Genomic DNA, 18832 nt, shown 5'->3' with positions numbered 1-18832 from the left:
GGTGTAAGGTTGTGTTTTAGATAGAGTTACTATAACACTGCTCACAAAGAGAGCCAGTCTACCGTGGAGTTTTTTATGTCGGAATTGTTTGTTCAAGCAGCGCTAAATACGCTTGCTCAAGAGCGTTACCAAATGATTTATGGTGATGCGCCGATGGAGCCCAAACTGGCACGGTTACTGGCGTTGAGTGATTTTGCCGAGCGTACACTTGCACGATTTCCTGAGTGGGGAGCTTGGTTGCTCGATGATACGCAGATGCAAATGCGCGACTGTCCTGATGTGTTTGACTTTTCCGCGCCATTGGTTGAAGAAAAACAAGCTTGGCAGCAGCTGCGTCACTATCGCTTAAAGTATTGGCTTAAAGTGATGTGGCTGGATTTGGTTGCAGGCAATGAGATTGATGACAGTATTCGCTATGTTTCACAGCTGTCCGATACCTTGATTTCAAATGCGTACCGATGGGCGTACTTAAGCGTAGAAGCGCAATCAGGCTCACCAAAAGATGAGGCTGGTAACTCGATACCTATGACGTTATTAGGCATGGGGAAGCTTGGCGGTAAGGAGCTGAATTTTTCCTCTGATATCGATTTGATCTTTGCCTATCCGAGAAGTGTCGACACATCCGGTGGCCGGCGTAGTATTGAGGCGCAAGTTTTTTACACTAGAGTGGCACAAAAACTTATTTCAGCGCTTAATCAAGTTACCATTGATGGCCAAGTATTCAGAGTCGATATGCGTTTAAGACCATTTGGGGATAGTGGTCCTTTGGTAATGAGCTATGCCGCGATGGAAGATTATTACCAAGATCAAGGTCGAGAATGGGAGCGCTATGCGATGTTAAAGGCGCGGCCAATTGGTGAGCCGTCGCCGTATTGGCAAGAGTTTTACGACCTAATTCGGCCGTTCGTCTATCGCCGTTATATCGACTTTTCTGTGATAGATTCACTGCGAAAGATGAAAAACATGATTGCCCAAGAGGTGAGACGCAAAGGCTTAACGAATAACATAAAGCTGGGCGCTGGTGGCATTCGAGAAGTAGAGTTTATTGTGCAGGCTTTGCAACTGATACGCGGCGGTCGCGAAACGCCATTACAAACCCCTTCATTGTTACAGGCATTAGAAGAGCTTGAAACGCTTGATATTGTCCCTGTCGAGGTCAAAAACCGTCTGCATGAGAACTATTTAGTGCTGCGTAAAGTTGAGCAATATCTACAAGCATTTGACGACAAACAAACGCAAACTTTACCCGACAACAACTTAGATTGTCTGCGCCTGAGCCACTTATTGCAATGTAACGATTACGCCGAAGTCGAGCAAATGCTAAAGGTTGTGACGCAGCATATCCGGGCTGAGTTTAGCCAAGTCATTGGTGAACCGCCTGAAGAAGAATTAGATGAAGACGATAGCGCGGTTTACGCGTGGCAAACGGGAGAAATTGCTCAGCTAGGCCAGTGCCGAGCTGCACCGTGTTTTGAGACTTGGCAAACTGACTTGATGGAGTTTAAACAAGGGCTAAGTAAAAAGCAGGCGGGCACTCGTGGTCGCGATATTCTCGATAAGTTAATGCCAGCCTTGCTACGAGAGCTTAGTAAACAAAACATGGAGCCGGCGCTTGCTCGCGTGCTCAGTGTGATCAATCAAGTAGCGTCTCGTACTGCATATTTGGAGCTACTTTACGAAAATCACGGTGCGTTGACTCAACTTATCAAGCTTTGTTGTCATAGCGCGTGGATTGCTGAGCATATTGCGAAATACCCGATCCTCCTTGATGAGCTTATCGACCCACAAACTCTCTACAAACCTTTGCCATTAACGGCCTATAAAAACGAGATCCAGCAAGCATTTTTACGTATAGATGAGCAAGATGTTGAGCTACAGATGGAAGCGCTGCGACAATTTAAACAAACGCATCAGCTAAAAGTCGCGGCTGCAGACGCCACTGGCGTGTTGGATATTATGAAGGTGAGCGATCATCTAACCGCGCTTGCTGAGGCGATTATCGCAAAAGCCGTCGATATTGCTTGGGGGCATATGGTGGCGCGTTTTGGTGCGCCTGAAGGTGCAACAATAGAAGAAAAAGGCTTTGCTGTAATAGCGTATGGCAAGGCGGGGGGATATGAGCTCGGTTACAACTCAGATCTAGACTTAGTGTTTGTGCATAATCGTGACGGCGAAAGCCAAACTCAGGGTGATAAAGCTATCTCTTCAAGACAGTTTTATATGAAGCTGGCACAGCGTTTAATGCATTTGTTCAATACCAAAACGCTCTCTGGCATGCTTTACGAATTAGATACTCGACTTCGCCCTGAAGGAAACTCGGGCTTACTCGCTATCAATCTAGAAAGCTTTTACCAATACCAGTTAGAGCAAGCTTGGACATGGGAGCATCAGGCGCTAGTGAGAGCTCGTATGGTGTTAGGTGAGTCGAAAATGGCCGCACGATTTGAGGAAATACGTCATGCAATACTAATGCAGCAGCGAGACGTGCCTAAATTAGCGGAAGATGTTCGCAATATGCGTGAAAAAATGCGAGCCCACCTTAACCAAGATAGTGACAGTCACTTTGACTTAAAGCAGGGAATTGGCGGCATGACGGATATTGAATTTATCAGTCAGTACATTGTGTTGCGATATAGCAGTCAGTATCCAGCACTTTGTACTTATCCAGATAATATACGTATTTTAGAACAAGCGGGTGAAGTTGAAGTGATTGATAGTGATGAAATGAAGCACTTAATCTCTGCATATTGTTTGTTTAGAGATCAATATCATTTTAATAGCTTAAACCAATTAGGTAGGGTTGTTGGGCGTGAAGCGTTTGATCAACACGCACAACAAGTCACTCAAGTTTGGCAGCGGGTACTTGCTTAACCCGCTAGCTTACGGCAGTTTTCACGTACATAGATTGGTGGGTTTTCGGTGATAACCGCAGCACGCTCTCGCGGGCAGAAAAATGTGTAGACTTGAAATTCAAAGTCGTCGTTTATCGCCGTTCCAACCTGATAGAGTGCAGAAACAAAGTCAGTATCGAGACGGAAGTTATACTTCACCACATAGTCACGCTCTAGATACCAAAACAGTTCCACACCTTCTTCTTTGGCTTGCTTTGTAAGTACATCTTTTAAAGTATCGCCTGTGTCAAAGCGTCTTGGTTGTTTTTCACCGGTCCATTTAGGGTTAGATGGTTTAACTGCGAGCGCTCTTTGTGCTAGCGCATCGTCAAGAGGGTAGGTGGGCTTTCCGAGTGTGATAACATACTTTTCACGATCGGTATCACGATTGCTCATGCTATTTCGAAAGCTTTCGTAAAATTGCGACAGGCCTTGCGCTGCAACATTGGTGGTTTCCCTAAAGTTCATATCTTTAGAGGCACCAAAAAGAAAATAGTAGGCAGCCCAAATGAGTAACACACCTAGTGATAGGTGTTTAGTCCAAAACCAGATTGACGATAATTTATTTTTTTTCTTCTTAGCCATTTCAAACTACTCCAAGACTCTAGGCCCTAATAAAACGAAGGTGCCTTTTCATCAGGTCGCGTTTTAAAGCGACGATGCACCCACATATATTGATCCGGCGCACAATTGATTGCTTGCTCCATTCTCTCGTTGACGCGAGTAACATCTGCAAGATCATTGCCACTTGGGAATGCTTCTAAAATAGGTTGTATGTCTAAATGATACATCCCTTTTGCGTCTCTCGTACAGTGTAAGCTTAAAGTCTCAGCCTTTTTGCTTGAAGAAAATAATAAAGTGCCAGTTGTTGTTGCTGCATCAGGAACCGCAAAGAAAGGGGCAAACTCACAGCGCTTGCGGCCATAATCTTGATCTGGCAAGTAATAACACACGCGTTTGCTTGAGAGTGTTTTCAATAAGCCTTTGACGTCTCGCTTAGTGACTAAATACTCATTTGAGCGTAGTCGCCCACGGGTCATAAAAAACTCCATAAGTGGATTATTGTGTGGGCGATAAAAGCCAACACCTTGCACTTTAGTGCCTAGCACTCGGCTTGCCATCTCAAGATGCAACATATGGGGAACCAGCATAAGTACCCCTTTTCCTTGCTTTTGCACGGCTTCAATATGCTCTAATCCGTTAATAGAGCCCACCACTTGATTGATGCGCCAATCTGGCCACCACCATGCCATCCCCGTTTCAAGAGTTGCTATGCCGGTATTTTCCATATTTTTTAGTAGCATAGCTTTGTGTTCTGCTTCACTTAGCTGTGGAAAGCAAAGTTTCAAATTGACATCAGCAATATGACGGCGGCGTTTCATATATTTATGAACTAGACGTCCAAGGCCTCTACCCAGTGTAAATTGAACACCTTGTGGGAGCCATGAGATCAAATACAGGGCGAAAACACCAAGCCAAGTCAGCCAAAATTTAGGTGCTAAGAATGACCATCTGAAAGGTGAGTGAGTAACCAAAGTAATATACCTGAGACTTAATTGAAGAGGCTAGTTTATCTATATTGCTGTAAAAATACAAAAAGCCAGCATAGCTGGCCTTTTCAGAGGTGATAATCGAAGTACTTAGCCTTCAATCAAACCTTGGTTAATTGCTTCAAGATCGGTACGAGATAGTGTACCTGCTGCTTGTTTTAAGCGTAGCGATGATAGTACGTAGCGATAACGGATATCAGCTAGGTTACGTTTCGCGTTATACAGGTTTTGCGTGCTGACTAGTACGTCAACGATGGTACGAGTACCTACATCAAAACCCGCTTCAGTTGCTTGTAATGCACTTTCTGCTGAAACAACCGCTTGCTCTAGCGCACGGTAAGTTGCAACGTCTGAAACCACTTGGTTATAAGACGTGATCACTGAGCGTGTCATGTTACGCATTGCCGCTTCCATATCTTCGCTGCTAGCAACAAAGTTTGCGCGAGCTTGATCTGTTGCTGCAACTGTACGGCCACCTGTGTAAATTGGTACGTCTAACGTTAAGCCTACCGAAGTTCTGTCGCTACGTGGTGCATGTTGTCTACCTGCACTGTCAGCTAAAGAATCAGAGTAAGTAGCGTTTAAGTTTAGTGTTGGGTAATGCCCAGATTGAGCTAAATCAATTTGATCTTTTGCGATGTCTACCGCAGATTTTGCAACTTGAAGGTCTAAATTCTTCGCTTTTGCAATTTCGATAAAATCGTTCGTATTCTGCGTAGGCTTAACTGTTGAGAACTTTTCAGTGTTTAACTTATCTAGCTTAGCGTGGTACTTACCAGTAATCGTACGTAATGTTTCACGTGCTGTTTCAACTGCATTACTTGCTATGATTTCGTCTGCAACTGCACGGTCAAATTGTGCTCTTGCTTCATGCACGTCTGTAATTGCTGTCAAACCTACTTCGTAGCGCTGTTTTGTCTGCTCTAGTTGACGTTCAATAGCGCGCTTCTCGGCTTGTACAAACTCTAGGCTATCTAACGCACTTAGCACATTAAAGTAACCTTCAGCGATACGGACAATCAAAGTTTGCTTTTGCTGCTCATATTGAGTCGATGCTTGCATTGCACGTTTTTCTGCAATTGAAAGACCCTGCCAAGATGCCATATCAAAAATGGTTTGGCTTAGAGAGATTGAACGCTGAAAGGTGTCAGTGTCAGACTCAAACATGGTGTAGCCTGTCGAGTCATTTTGCTGGCTCGATGGACCTTCAGAGTTAACGTCTGTATAACTCATTTGAAAGCCAAGCTGAGGTAGCAATACGCCTAATGCTTGGTCTTGTGCATATTTTTGCGCATCAGCCTGCGCTTTAGCCTTTAATACGGTAGGATCGTTAGCCGTTGCAATGTCGTATACTTGCAGTAGGTCTTCCGCGTGGGACAGGCTGCTTGAAAGTGCGCACGACAACCCAACAACTAATGATAGTAGAGTTTTTTTCATTTTTCGCTCAGTCCTTAGACAATTTTTATACTGTCAGCATGTTACCCTGTTTTTGCGGCCCAATTAAAGACCAAATGCGTAAAACATCGCCAACAAGTGTAACAGAATATATTAATACCACTTGGGTATTGTAAAGTGGAAAAAGTTAAAGGTAAACGACTTCGTTTACTTATTCAGGTATGACCCTACTATAAGGGCGATTGGTTAGCTTTTAAACCGTTGCTATTAAAAAATACAGGATTATTTTATGAAACCTTTGAGTCAGTTCAACAAAGTCGACGTCAATGTTTCTTCAATAGAAACAATCTTCAATGGTTTTTTTACCATTCACAAGTACCAATTTACCCATGCCTTATTTAATGGCGGTGTATCAGAGTTGATAACTCGCGAGATATTAGAGCGTGGTCATGCGGTTGCAATATTGCCGTATGATCCTGTTACAGACAGTGTGTTGCTTATTGAGCAAATTCGCATTGGAGCGTTGGCTTCAAGACACTCTCCTTGGCTTTTGGAATGCATTGCAGGGATGGCAGAAGGGAGCGAAGACTATGAGAGTGTTGCAAGAAAAGAAGCCAAAGAAGAAGCTGGACTTGAGCTTGATAAGCTCATTTATATGCGCTCTTATTTATCAAGCCCAGGTGGTACAACAGAGCGACTATATTTGTATCTAGCGCTTGCTGATTTATCTAAAGCGAGTGGGGTTTATGGACTGGCTGAAGAAGGTGAAGATATTAAAGTGCATGTGATGCCACTTGATGAAGCCCTTGCACGTCTTGATAATGAGGAAATCGATAACGCTGCCACTGTTATTAGTCTACAATGGTTGGCATTAAATAAAGCGCGGATATAGAAGCAGTTTAGGAGTCGTATTTTTGTCACAAGTGCTGAGCTCAAAGCAGTATATTCAATCTCTGCCCCGTTACATCACGCTGTGCGAACGTAATTATTTACGGGCGCTAAAATTGCTACCTGAAGAAGTGGTCGGTGAGAGTCGAGTGATTGACTTAGCCTCTGCGCGATACAGTTTGAGCGTAGCTGGAGTCAGTAAATACACAACGGACATTCACATCGAGCAGATGGCGACAGTAAGCGCCCATTTGCCACACTTTTCGTTGTCTGTGCGCCTCTACCATGATGCTAAAGTGGCTGAAGTAATTCACCGTGATTATCATCGTCGAATAAAGCCATCCTATGGTTACCCAAATCCTGATATGCACCAAAAAGATGAAAAGTATCAAATAAATGCGTTTTTAGCTGATTGGCTTATGGTGTGTTTAGAAAAAGGCCGCGTGCATTTAAACTGGGATGTAAACAATGGCTTGGTTTGATCTCGAGCTGCAATTCGATAAAGCGCAAATTCGTATTGGTCATTTTACGGATTGCCATTTGTTTGCCACGCCCTCTGGGGAATATTTTGCGGTAAATACCGCCGCTAACCTTGAACGCACTTTCGCCGCGATGGCAAAAGAGCATTTCGATTGTGTGGTGTTTGGCGGTGATTTAACACAAGATCACAGTGCGGCTTCTTATCATGAGTTTGCTCGTATAGTGAGGGAGAGTGAGTTGCAATGTCCGGTGCTTTGGGTGCCGGGTAACCACGACGAGCTAGCTTTACTCGAAGAAATAAGTGCTGGGCAAATCGTCCGTCATAAATGCATCACAGGTCCGTTTGGGCAGGTGTTACTGTTAAACTCAAAGGGTGAAACACCCGCCGGATGGTGTGCTAAGTCACATTTAGGTGCGCTCAAAGACAAGCTTAACAATAGTATCAACAACAATACGATTGCTTTTGCTCACCACCATCCTAGGCCGATAGATGGCTATTTAGATAAACATATGCTCGAAAATGGTCCTGCACTGTTAAACCTGTTGGTGGATTCAGAGCAAGTCTTAGGGCTATTTCATGGTCATGTGCATAATGAATATCAACAACAATTTCGCACTTTACCTATCTACGCTACGCCTGCAACATCAATCCAATTTGATAAGCACACAAAGGACTGGTATCAGTCTGATTTGGGTCCCGCTTATCGTGTCATCGTATTTAGTAAAAGCGCTATAACAACAGAGGTAAAATGGCTCGGAAAGTAGTTTATATTCACGGCTTTAATAGCTCTGAGCTATCCTATAAAGCGACGGCGTTTGGTGAATATATGATGGATAAAAAAACGCCATACCTTGTCCCAAGACTACATTATGACCCGAGAGTCGCATTGGCACAGTTGGATAGCGTCATTGATTCTGATACTGTGTTATTAGGTAGCTCGTTAGGCGGCTATTACGCCACCTACTTTTCGCAACATCTTGGCTGTAAAGCGGTGGTGATAAACCCTGCAGTTAGGCCTTTTTCATTATTAAATGACTACCTTGGACCACAATACAATCCTTATCAGGACTGTCATTATGAGCTGCAGTATGAACATATTGATGCGTTAAAATCCATGTATGTCGAGCAGCTGAGTAATCCAGAAAACTTGCTATTATTGCAACAAACGGGCGACGAGGTGCTGCCTTTTGCAGAGGCGGTGCGTTATTATAGTCATTGTCGTCAAATTATTGAGTTTGGTGGGGATCATAGCTTTGTTGAATTTCCACGCTATTTTGACACCATCACCAAATTTTTAACTATCAAAAATTAGAATTTATGCACAAAGCTCTGCTCAAAACTGTATGTTGTGCATATACTAGCGGATAAAAAGATAACTAGAACTAGCCTATGAGTCAGCAAAACTATAATGCCGAAGCTATTGAGGTACTCAATGGCTTAGAGCCAGTTAAGCGCCGTCCTGGCATGTATACCGATACCACCAGACCTAATCATTTAGGCCAAGAGGTTATCGATAACAGTGTCGATGAAGCCTTAGCCGGACATGCCACCAAGATTGACGTGATCTTGCATGAAGACAACTCCTTTGAAGTCATCGATGACGGTCGAGGAATGCCTGTGGATATTCACCCAGAAGAGGGCGTGCCTGGGGTTGAATTGATCCTGACCAAACTTCATGCCGGGGGCAAGTTTTCCAATAAAAACTACCAGTTCTCCGGTGGTCTTCATGGGGTGGGTATATCGGTTGTTAATGCGTTGTCGACTCGGGTCGAAATTACCGTTAAACGCGATGCGCAAATCTATGAAATGGCATTTGAAAACGGCGATAAAGTCGAAGACTTAAGAGTGACCGGCAGCGTTGGTAAGCGTAATACCGGCACCTCAGTACACTTTTGGCCCGACGCGAGTTATTTTGACTCAGCTAACTTCTCAATTACTAAGTTAAACCACTTGCTCAAAGCTAAGGCTGTATTGTGTCCAGGGCTTAGAATTCGTTTTGTAAATAAACAGACGAAAGAAACGCAAGAATGGCACTACGAGGCAGGTCTTGAGGATTACCTAAAAGACAGCGCTGAAGGCTACGAAGTGCTGCCGAAATCCCCATTTACAGGCAGTTTCAGTGGCTCAACCGAAGGGGTTGATTGGGCGCTTCATTGGTTGCCTGAGGGCGGGGAATCCATCGCTGAAAGCTACGTAAACCTTATTCCAACGGCACAAGGCGGAACCCATGTAAATGGGTTACGCCAGGGCTTACTTGAAGCGATGCGTGAGTTTTGTGAATTCAGAAACCTGATCCCGCGTGGCGTGAAACTGACGCCTGATGATGTTTGGGACCGCTGTAGTTATGTCTTGTCGGTTAAAATGCAAGACCCACAATTTGCCGGTCAAACCAAAGAAAAGCTGTCATCACGTTCGTGCGCTACCTTTGTGTCTGGCATTGTCAAAGACGCCTTTAGTTTATGGTTAAATGAACACACTGAAACTGCAGAGTTACTTGCTGAGTTGTGTATTAGCAATGCGCAAAAACGTTTGCGTGCTGCAAAAAAAGTGGTTCGTAAAAAAGTCACTTCGGGTCCTGCTTTACCGGGTAAATTAACCGATTGTTCTGGAAGTGAAACTGAACGCTCAGAAATCTTTTTGGTGGAAGGGGACTCAGCAGGTGGCTCAGCAAAACAAGCACGAGACCGTGAGTTTCAAGCAATCATGCCGCTGCGCGGTAAAATCCTAAATACCTGGGAAGTGGAATCTGGACAGATCTTAGCCTCGCAAGAAGTACATGATATTTCTGTTGCCTTAGGTATTGACCCAGACTCTGAAGATTTATCAGGCCTGCGCTATGGCAAAGTATGTATCCTCGCGGATGCGGATTCTGACGGACTTCACATTGCAACTTTATTATGCGCACTCTTTGTGAAGCACTTCCCAGAGCTTGTTCGTAAGGGCCACGTTTTTGTTGCCATGCCGCCGCTATTTCGCATTGATGTTGGTAAAGAAGTTTACTACGCCCTTGATGAAGATGAGAAAAAGGGCATTTTAGACCGTATCGAGGCCGAAAAGAAACGCGGTAAAGTCAACGTACAGCGCTTTAAAGGGTTGGGTGAAATGAACCCGTTGCAATTGCGTGAAACCACTATGGATCCAAATACTAGACGTTTAGTTCAGCTGACATTAGATGAGCCTGAACAAACCCTCGAAATGATGGATATGCTGTTAGCTAAAAAGCGCTCTAGCGACCGTAAAATTTGGCTTGAGCAGCACGGAGATAAGGCAGAGGTTTAACATGAAAATACATAGTAAATTGACCACGATAGCGACGACGCTGGCAGTAGCGTTATTAAGCTCACCTGCGCTGGCAAATGATATGCTTTCGCGCCTTTCAGTACCTAAAGGGTATGAGCTGAGCTATTTTGCGAAAGATGTTGAAAATGCGAGACAAATGGCGGTGGGCAAAGATGGCACTGTGTATGTTGGCTCTCGTAAAGCGGGTAAAGTTCACGCACTCATTGACAACAACCGTGATGGCGTAGCCGACAAGAAAATCTTGGTTGCAGAAGGGCTGAATATGCCCTCCGGTATCGCCCTAAAAGACGGTGACTTATATGTTGCTGAAGTTGAGCGTATTGTGCGTTTTAAGCAAATCGCAAAAAACCTCAAGGCACCGGTAAAAGAAGTGGTGTTCGATGATTTGCCTGACAAACGTCACCACGGCTGGAAGTACCTGACAGTATCGCCGGAAGGCGAACTGATCATTCCAGTTGGCGTGCCTTGTAATATTTGTGCCGAAGACCCTAAGTTTGGCCGTATATTTTCACTAAATCTTGAGACGAAAAAGCTTTCGACGATTGCCAAAGGCGTGCGTAACTCAGTGGGTTTTGATTATCACCCAGTAACTGGAAAGTTATGGTTCAGCGACAACGGTCGTGACATGATGGGAGATGACATTCCACCATGTGAAATCAACCGTGTTGACGAAATTGGTCAGCATTTTGGCTTCCCCTATGTTCATGGCGGCAGCGTGCTAGACCCTGAATTTGGCGAGGGTAAATCGGTGACTGACTACGCCATGCCAGCACTTGCACTACAAGCGCACGTTGCACCGCTAGGCATTCACTTTTACCGTGGCGAGCAATTTCCAAAGGCAATGAAGCATCAGCTTTTTGTTGCTGAACATGGTTCTTGGAACCGCAGCAAAAAAGTGGGCTATCGAGTAATGCGAGCAAATGTGCAAGATGGCCAAATTAGAGGCTATGAACCTTTCCTTATCGGCTTTATGGAAAACGAAACAACCCATGGTCGACCAGCCGCAATTGCAGAACTCGACGACGGTAGCCTGCTCGTTTCCGATGATTACGCCAATGTGATATATCGCATCAGCTACAACGACAAGTAAGGTGTAACATGACAGATCCTCAAGCCTTGTCCTTGCAAGGCATTGAACAACTTCCGATGGGGCGTTTTACTGAAGATGCCTATCTGAACTATTCCATGTATGTGATCATGGATAGGGCGTTACCACATATTGGTGACGGCCTGAAGCCTGTACAACGTCGTATTGTATATGCGATGAGTGAGCTGGGCTTATCTGCTCAAGCAAAATACAAAAAATCTGCCCGTACCGTTGGTGACGTATTGGGTAAATATCACCCTCATGGCGACAGTGCTTGTTATGAGGCCATGGTACTCATGGCGCAGCCGTTTTCTTATCGCTATCCGCTGGTGGATGGCCAAGGTAACTGGGGTGCTGCGGATGATCCTAAATCATTTGCTGCGATGCGTTATACTGAGGCGCGTTTATCTAAGTTCTCAGAAGTACTGCTGAAAGAGCTTGGCCAAGGTACGGTCGATTGGACCGCTAACTTTGATGGCACCTTAGATGAGCCGCAAGTGTTACCCGCGCGTTTACCACATATCTTGCTGAATGGGGTGACGGGTATTGCGGTGGGGATGGCAACCGATATTCCGCCGCATAACGTACGTGAAGTTGCTGAAGCTTGTTGTTTGTTATTGGATAAGCCTAAAACCGAACTAGAAGAAATTCTAGAATTGGTCAAAGCGCCAGACTATCCAACCGATGCGGAAATCATTACGCCGCAAGAAGAGATCAAAAAGCTTTACACCACAGGTCGTGGCTCAATCAAGATGCGTGCTGTGTACACCGAAGAGCAAGGCGAAGTGGTGATCACCGCGTTGCCACATCAATGTTCGGGTGCCAAGGTGCTAGAGCAGATAGCAGCACAAATGACAGCGAAGAAACTCCCTATGGTAGCGGATTTACGTGACGAATCGGATCATGAAAATCCGACGCGTATCGTCATCGTACCGCGCTCAAATCGAGTTAAGGTCGAGCCATTAATGGCGCACCTATTTGCCACGACGGATCTTGAAAAGAACTACCGTGTTAACATCAACATGATTGGTTTAGACGGGCGTCCACAAGTTAAAGACTTGCGTCAGATTTTATCTGAGTGGTTAGTATTCCGTCGTGAAACGGTGCGTAGACGTTTGCAGTATCGTTTAGACAAAGTGCTTGCGCGTTTGCATATTCTTGAAGGTTTGATGATTGCATTTTTGAATATCGATGAAGTCATCGAAATCATTCGCAACGAAGACAAACCAAAAGAAGAGTTAATAGCGCGTTTTGGTCTTTCAGATAAGCAGGCAGAAGCAATTCTAGACCTGAAATTACGCCACCTTGCAAAGCTTGAAGAAATGAAGATCCGTGGTGAGCAGGATGAGCTTGAAAAAGAGCGTGATGGATTGGAAAAAACCTTAGGCTCTGAGCGTCGTATGTCGACGTTGATGAAAAAAGAAATCCAAGAAGCTGCTGAATTGTATGGCGATGATAGACGCTCACCGGTAGTTGAGCGTGGTGAAGCCAAAGCACTTAGCGAAAAAGATTTGATCCCATCAGAGTCTGTAACTGTTGTGCTATCTGAAAAAGGCTGGGCGCGTTTTGCGAAGGGCCATGATATCGATGCCGAAGGGCTAAGCTACCGCTCAGGAGACTGTTATAAAGCCTCTGCGAAAGGCAAGAGTAATCAGCCTGCGGTGTTCTTAGATACTTCAGGGCGAGCCTTTGCAACCGATGCGCATAGCTTACCTTCAGCCCGGAGTCAGGGTGAACCGATGACGGGACGCTTTAACTTAGCGTCAGGATGTAACTTTGAACATGTGGTCATGGGCGAAGAGAAATCGACTTATCTGATGGCGACCGATGGCGGTTACGGTTTTATCAGTGACTTTGCTGATATGGTGAGCAAAAACAAAAATGGTAAAGCGTTCGTTAGCGTGCCAAAAGGTGCGCATTTGATGGCTCCTATCCAGGTATTTGATGTTGCCACCGATATGTGTATGGCGATTTCGAGCGAAGGCAGAATGCTACTATTCCCATTACGTGATTTACCTAAGCTTGGTAAAGGTAAGGGGAATAAGATTATCTCTATCCCTAGCGCGAAAGTGCAAAGCCGCGAAGAGTTTGTCAAAGTGTTAGCGGTAGTACCTGAAGGCGTTTCTGTTACCTTACATGCAGGTAAGCGCAAGCTAACCTTAAAGCCGAGTGATTTAGAGCACTATTACGGTGAGCGAGGGCGCAGAGGTAATAAGTTACCGCGCGGATTACAGCGCGTAGATAGCTATGATCTGGAGCACAATGGTGTTGAGACACCAGAAGACAATGACGCTAGCGTAGATACCGAAGAATAACCGATACAGGCCGCCCACCGCGGCCTTATTTTTATCTCTTGAAAACCATCACGAGGTGAACTCGCTCCCACCAATTAAATAACGCTATGCAGGTGTCTGTTCACCCATTGAACTTTGTGTAGGAGCCGGTTCACCCGGCGATCTTTGAGCCGTTTAGAACATCGCGAGGTGAACTCGTTCCCACCAATTAAATAACGCTATGCGGTGTCTGTTCACCCATTGAACTTTGCGTAGGAGCCGGTTCACCCGGCGATTTTTAACCTTAGAATATGGCGTCCCAGATCAAAAAATGAAAATAAAAAGACACTATTATTGCAGCATTTTATTGCGCTTTACGTTAAAATATTCGGTTATACCAATCACACAAGTGCCTATGGCTTGCAAACAATTGTAATTGGTATCAATTGGCAGCGCTTGCTGCTTGTCACCATCACACGGGCTTCCTAACGGGGTATTTATGTCAGATAAGTGCTATATCACAGCGCAACAATTGCTAGAAGATTCATTTCGCTTAGCCGCTAAAGTTTATGAAGACGGGTTTAGACCTGACTTTATTATCGGTATTTGGCGTGGTGGTGCGCCTATTGGTATCGCAGTTCAAGAATACTACGATTACAAAGGTATAGAGACTGATCATATCGCAGTACGTACTTCTTCTTACTATGGCATTGGTAAGCAATCTAAAGAAATCAAAGTTCACGGTTTGCATTACATTGTGGAAAATGCAAACGCTGACGATTCATTGCTAATCGTTGATGACGTGTTTGATTCTGGCCGCAGTATTTTTGCGTTGAAAGAAAAGCTTGCAGAGCTAATGCGCTTGAACCTGCCTCGCGATATTCGTGTTGCTTGCCCATACTACAAGCCAGCAAACAAAAAAGTACCAATGACACCAGATTATTTTATTCATGAGTCTGATGAGTGGTTGGTATTCCCTCACGAGCTGTCCGGCTTAACACCGGAAGAATTAGTGGAAGGAAAGTCTGACTTAGCAAATATTAAACACCTATTTGCAAAATAAGTTAATCAGTACTCAAGGGCGAGAAAGTACTCGCCCTAGTTATTCTAACCGCGAAAAATTAAGCTTGCGCGAAGCTATCAACAAAATCCTCAAGCGCGTCAACATCGACTGGCTTTAAGCCTTCACTACTACGTACTATCAAGCCCTTTTCTACCAATTCACTTACCACCCGACGATATGCACGCTCAGTGGTCGCAAACCTTTCGGCTTCAGCACTTACCGTTGAATAGGCACGAAGTAATGTTGGATTCGAATTCTCGGCACGTAATAAGCAGTCTTTAGCAATGTTGTAGCTCAGCGGCAACAGCAACTTGTCTAAGTTTATCTTTTGGTTTTCAGTAAACTTAGCAGCGATGGTTTGCGCGGTATATAGGCTCAGCTCCGGCTGCTCAAGCAGTAATTTTCGCCAATATTTTAGCTCAATGAGGTGATAGGTTACATCGCTCAAGCAAGTCACGGTATAAATACAAGGCTGATGATTCAGCGCTTCGATTTCGCCAATTAGCGTGTTGTTACAGTCCAGTTGTCCGAGTAATAGACGACGACCGTTACCGACATCATAACTAAAAGACACAGTGCCACTGGTCACCAATATGAGTTTACTCAATGGTTCATCTTGGTGGATCAAGACTTCTTTTTTGCTGTGCTGAAAACTATTACCAGCAAAAGCGAGTAACTGTTCGACCAAATTGGTTGAAAAATGATATTGAAACATCTAGATGGCTCTTCGGACAAATGTCCTATTTATTAAACTATAATGACGTTAGCATGAATTTTTCAGTTTTACGCTAACTCACACCGTTTAAGTAGTATCGGTTTTATCTCAGCGCTGTGGCGAAGAATTTAATAAACGATATTACCATTAAACCCCCACTTCCCGTGTTAGAGCTAATTTATTGGTGCTAATTTCTAGGGGCTTGTGGGTTAGCCTTTTTATTCTGCTCGATACGTAAATTCGAGCATAAACTATATGCTAACGCAACTTAGGGGAGAGGACAAATGAGTTGGGAATATTTAGGCTATTTAGCCTCTGCTTTTTTGGTCGTTTCTTTGATGATGAGCGATGTTGCTAAGTTGCGTTGGTTCAATTTAATGGGCTGTATTTGTTTTACCGCCTATGGTGCACTTATCCAAGCTTGGCCGGTGGCGTTAACTAATGGTCTACTGGCACTAGTTAACACCTACCACTTGGTGAAATTACAAAAAGATCAACGCTGATATTTAAGTTCACCTGCAATCCAGGTCTGCTCGACTTTAATATCATCAATTTTATCTTCGCTTACGGTAAAGTAATCTTGGTCTATTAAGATAAAATCGGCCCACTTTCCTTGTTCTAAACTTCCCAGTTTATACTCTTGAAATGCGGCATACGCAGCATCAACAGTAAATGCCTGGAGTGCTTGTTCTCTGGTTAGCTTTTCTGTTGGGCGCCAGCCATCCTTGGGTAAATCTTGATGGTCTTGTCTGGTGATAGCGGCATGCAGACCATGGAAAGGGTTTGCGAGCTCCACTGGAAAGTCAGAACCCGCCGCCACTCTACTTCCTTGCTTTAAGAATGTTTGCCATGCGTAAGCGCCGCTAAGCTGTTTGTCGTCTAGGCGCTTTTCGGCCATATGCATATCAGATGTGGCATGAACAGGCTGCATTGATGGAATAATATCTAACGTCTTAAAGCGGGGGATATCATCCGGATGGACAATCTGTGCGTGCTCAATGCGATTTCTGAGCAGTCTACCACCTGCTTTTTTAAAAACGTGTTGATATGAGTCTAGCACGATGCGATTCGCTCTATCGCCAATGGCGTGAGTGTGTGCACTGTAGCCGCTGCGTATGGCTTGGGTGATCAATGCTTCAAGCGTCGCTTGGTTTTCGAGCATTAACCCTTTGTGGCCTTTGCGGTCATGATAGTCGCGAATAAGTGCCGCGCCTCGGCTGCCAAGTGCACCATCAGCATAGATTTTTACACTACGAATAGAGAGTTGATCTCGTGTATCTTTGATTACTCCCACGTCCAACATCTCTGCGAGTTTGGGGGAGCTTGCACTGAGCATAGCGTAGACGCGCAGAGGCATTGAGTGTTCCTTGGCGCGTGCTTGGTAAACCTGCCACGTGGTGTGGTCAATCCCAGCATCATGAGCTGAGGTAATGCCTAAACTCAGCAAGTGTTCTCCGGCTTTATTAAGCGCCTTGTTTACTTGTGCATCCGACTGAGCTGGGACATGAGTGCGAATAAGGTCTTCTGCCTTGTCGATAAAGATCCCGCTCGGCATACCGCTATTCAATGTAATGATTTCACCGCCTTCCGGCGTCTTTGTTGATTTCGAAATGTTGGCAAGCGCCATCGCTTTTGAGTTTACCCAAATAGCGTGACCATCTACTCGAGTGAGCATGACGGGCTTATCTTTTACGTATTTGTCGAGATCGGCTGCGGTTGGGAATTGACCGCCGGGCCATAAGGTTTGATCCCAGCCTCGACCTATTATCCATTCACCTTCATGGGCTTTTGCGTAGTGGCTAAGCCGTTTTCCTACTTCTGCAATGGTTTTGCTACCGCGCACGTCGAGTGTGAGTAAATTATTGCCAAGGCCGATGATATGACCGTGCGCATCAATTAAACCAGGTAATAGGGTTTTTCCCTCACCATCAAATTTGGTTGCACTCGGGTATTGGGTACTCAGATCCTTTGAACTTGTTTTTACGACTTTACCGTCTTTAATTACCAAAGAAGAAAAGCGCTCAATTTGCTGCGATTTAGTGGGCGTATAGCCATTTACATTGTGAATTAAGGTTACTTGAGCTGTTGTTGACAGGCTAAAGCTAGCCAAAAGCGCGAGGAATGTTTTTTTCATTATATTGTCCTTCACTGAGAGTATTTATTCAGAATAATCATCTAACTCAATAAAGCCAAGTCTTTGCGTTGAGAGTATACTTGGGTTTTAAAGGAGTGGAGTGTCAAAGTGAAGTTGTTTGTTGTATACCTAGGCGGCCGTATTCAAGGTTGCCATATTGAAATGCATGATGTGCGCTTTGTCGCGGCAAATACAATTGAAGAAGCTTATCCCAAATTAAAGCAGCAATGGGTTGGTGATAAAAACTCGGTGCATATGGATAGCTACACAATCATTGAACATGCCGATGGCTATGCCATTGAACTTACCGAAGAGCGTGTTGAGCAAGCTGAGCATTTGTATTTTGTGAACTTGGGAGGATATAAGCCAGATAGTTTAGCTGAGGCGCATGACTTTGGGCTGTTCGTTGCAACGAATGCCGATGAAGCAAAAGAGAAGGCAAAAGCGTTTTTGCTTAACGGTTTTAGCCATATTCATAAAGACGATTTACATGATGTAGATGACTGTTTTGCCATCGATTTATTTGATCAAAACTTAAATATCAAGCTCACCCACAGTGGCCAATCAACACCGCTTACCCCTTTGTGGTTTGGTTATCATCCTCTATAACCAATGTGAGGGATACTTTAGCCCTCACCCTCATTGTTTTCATCGTTATCTGCTTTTATGGCTATTTTGATAGCGACAATCACGACGGCAAACATTAAAAACGGCAGTGCAGCTAGAGAGTATTCGACAATGTGGCTGTCTTTGTAGCTAGGTTGCAAAATAAAATGGCCACCCACACACATTAAGATCACTACAAACAGCAAAGGTAGCATCATAATCTCTTTGTTCTTTTTGTGTTTTTTCATTCTGAACTCAGCTAATTATTCTTTCATTGAATGGTGAACACTCTCTCACACGCGGTGCAAAAAAGCCTTGATCGAAATCAGTGCGGCGGATTATACCAATTCACTCTGAGTTAGAAATAAAATTCATGAGTTTATACCAATGCAATTGGTATTATTACTTGGGAGGGGGGAAGGTCCGTGGTATAACGAAGCTCTATCGCT

At 44.5% G+C, this 18832-nt stretch carries 17 protein-coding genes; 11 read left to right on the top strand and 6 right to left on the bottom strand.

Features of this window, described 5'->3' with window-relative positions:
* The first annotated feature begins 75 nt into the window (after positions 1-75).
* A complete protein-coding gene (gene glnE, locus L3V43_RS18115; protein WP_237117126.1) occupies positions 76-2871 on the top strand; it encodes a bifunctional [glutamate--ammonia ligase]-adenylyl-L-tyrosine phosphorylase/[glutamate--ammonia-ligase] adenylyltransferase in 2796 nt (931 codons plus the stop codon).
* Here the strand turns inward: glnE and L3V43_RS18110 are convergent.
* The 3 genes from L3V43_RS18110 to tolC form a co-directional block, all read right to left on the bottom strand.
* Positions 2868-3476, bottom strand: a complete 609-nt coding sequence (locus L3V43_RS18110) for a TcpQ domain-containing protein (RefSeq protein ID WP_017217000.1) — start codon at positions 3474-3476, stop codon at positions 2868-2870. The genes glnE and L3V43_RS18110 overlap by 4 nt on opposite strands.
* Before the next feature lie 26 nt (positions 3477-3502).
* Positions 3503-4426 carry an LpxL/LpxP family Kdo(2)-lipid IV(A) lauroyl/palmitoleoyl acyltransferase gene (gene lpxL / locus L3V43_RS18105; protein ID WP_235368688.1) on the bottom strand — a complete coding sequence of 308 codons (924 nt, stop codon included), beginning with the start codon at positions 4424-4426 and terminating at the stop codon, positions 3503-3505.
* Between the two features lie 105 nt (positions 4427-4531).
* Complete coding sequence (gene tolC, locus L3V43_RS18100) at positions 4532-5878, bottom strand: outer membrane channel protein TolC (RefSeq protein WP_010607703.1); 1347 nt, start codon at positions 5876-5878, stop codon at positions 4532-4534.
* 247 nt (positions 5879-6125) lie between these two features.
* Between tolC and L3V43_RS18095 the strand changes: the two genes are divergently transcribed.
* From L3V43_RS18095 to L3V43_RS18060, 8 genes are all read left to right on the top strand, one after another.
* Positions 6126-6728: an NUDIX domain-containing protein gene (locus tag L3V43_RS18095; RefSeq protein WP_102056180.1), complete on the top strand. Its 603-nt coding sequence runs from the start codon at positions 6126-6128 to the stop codon at positions 6726-6728.
* A 22-nt stretch (positions 6729-6750) separates the two neighbouring features.
* Positions 6751-7206, top strand: coding sequence for a DUF1249 domain-containing protein (locus L3V43_RS18090; RefSeq protein WP_010379051.1), 456 nt, complete (start codon positions 6751-6753; stop codon positions 7204-7206).
* Positions 7193-7969 carry a metallophosphoesterase gene (locus L3V43_RS18085; protein WP_102056181.1) on the top strand — a complete coding sequence of 259 codons (777 nt, stop codon included), beginning with the start codon at positions 7193-7195 and terminating at the stop codon, positions 7967-7969. Before L3V43_RS18090 ends, L3V43_RS18085 begins: the two co-directional genes overlap by 14 nt.
* Positions 7954-8517 carry a YqiA/YcfP family alpha/beta fold hydrolase gene (locus tag L3V43_RS18080; protein WP_102056182.1) on the top strand — a complete coding sequence of 188 codons (564 nt, stop codon included), beginning with the start codon at positions 7954-7956 and terminating at the stop codon, positions 8515-8517. The genes L3V43_RS18085 and L3V43_RS18080 overlap by 16 nt, the downstream gene beginning before the upstream one ends.
* A gap of 77 nt (positions 8518-8594) precedes the next feature.
* Positions 8595-10484 carry a DNA topoisomerase IV subunit B gene (gene parE, locus L3V43_RS18075; protein WP_010607699.1) on the top strand — a complete coding sequence of 630 codons (1890 nt, stop codon included), beginning with the start codon at positions 8595-8597 and terminating at the stop codon, positions 10482-10484.
* Between the two features lies 1 nt (position 10485).
* Positions 10486-11595 (top strand): PQQ-dependent sugar dehydrogenase, encoded by a 1110-nt coding sequence (locus tag L3V43_RS18070; RefSeq protein WP_237117127.1) that lies wholly within the window; start codon positions 10486-10488, stop codon positions 11593-11595.
* Between the two features lie 8 nt (positions 11596-11603).
* Positions 11604-13907, top strand: coding sequence for a DNA topoisomerase IV subunit A (gene parC, locus L3V43_RS18065; RefSeq protein ID WP_102056184.1), 2304 nt, complete (start codon positions 11604-11606; stop codon positions 13905-13907).
* 457 nt (positions 13908-14364) lie between these two features.
* Positions 14365-14928, top strand: a complete 564-nt coding sequence (locus L3V43_RS18060; protein WP_010607696.1) for a phosphoribosyltransferase family protein — start codon at positions 14365-14367, stop codon at positions 14926-14928.
* Positions 14929-14986: 58 nt separating this feature from the next.
* Here L3V43_RS18060 and L3V43_RS18055 read toward each other — a convergent pair whose 3' ends face one another.
* On the bottom strand, positions 14987-15643 hold the full coding sequence (locus L3V43_RS18055; RefSeq protein WP_010607695.1) for a Crp/Fnr family transcriptional regulator: 657 nt from the start codon (positions 15641-15643) through the stop codon (positions 14987-14989).
* Positions 15644-15927: 284 nt separating this feature from the next.
* On the opposite strand from L3V43_RS18055, the gene L3V43_RS18050 reads away from it, so the two are divergent.
* A complete protein-coding gene (locus tag L3V43_RS18050; RefSeq protein ID WP_010379202.1) occupies positions 15928-16146 on the top strand; it encodes a YgjV family protein in 219 nt (72 codons plus the stop codon).
* On the opposite strand, the gene L3V43_RS18045 is transcribed toward L3V43_RS18050, so the two are convergent.
* Entirely contained in the window at positions 16137-17777 is a 1641-nt protein-coding gene (locus L3V43_RS18045; RefSeq protein ID WP_237117128.1) for an amidohydrolase, read from the bottom strand. The genes L3V43_RS18050 and L3V43_RS18045 overlap by 10 nt on opposite strands.
* A gap of 108 nt (positions 17778-17885) precedes the next feature.
* Between L3V43_RS18045 and L3V43_RS18040 the strand changes: the two genes are divergently transcribed.
* Entirely contained in the window at positions 17886-18386 is a 501-nt protein-coding gene (locus tag L3V43_RS18040; RefSeq protein ID WP_010607693.1) for a DUF1543 domain-containing protein, read from the top strand.
* Positions 18387-18403: 17 nt separating this feature from the next.
* Here the strand turns inward: L3V43_RS18040 and L3V43_RS18035 are convergent, their stop codons facing one another.
* Positions 18404-18631: a hypothetical protein gene (locus L3V43_RS18035; protein WP_010379194.1), complete on the bottom strand. Its 228-nt coding sequence runs from the start codon at positions 18629-18631 to the stop codon at positions 18404-18406.
* Positions 18632-18832: the final 201 nt, after the last annotated feature.

It is taken from the genome of Pseudoalteromonas sp. L23 (assembly GCF_021728455.1).
Lineage (GTDB): Bacteria > Pseudomonadota > Gammaproteobacteria > Enterobacterales > Alteromonadaceae > Pseudoalteromonas.
The sequence above is the reverse complement of the archived record's forward strand: the minus strand, read 5'-3'. Positions and strand labels throughout refer to the sequence as shown.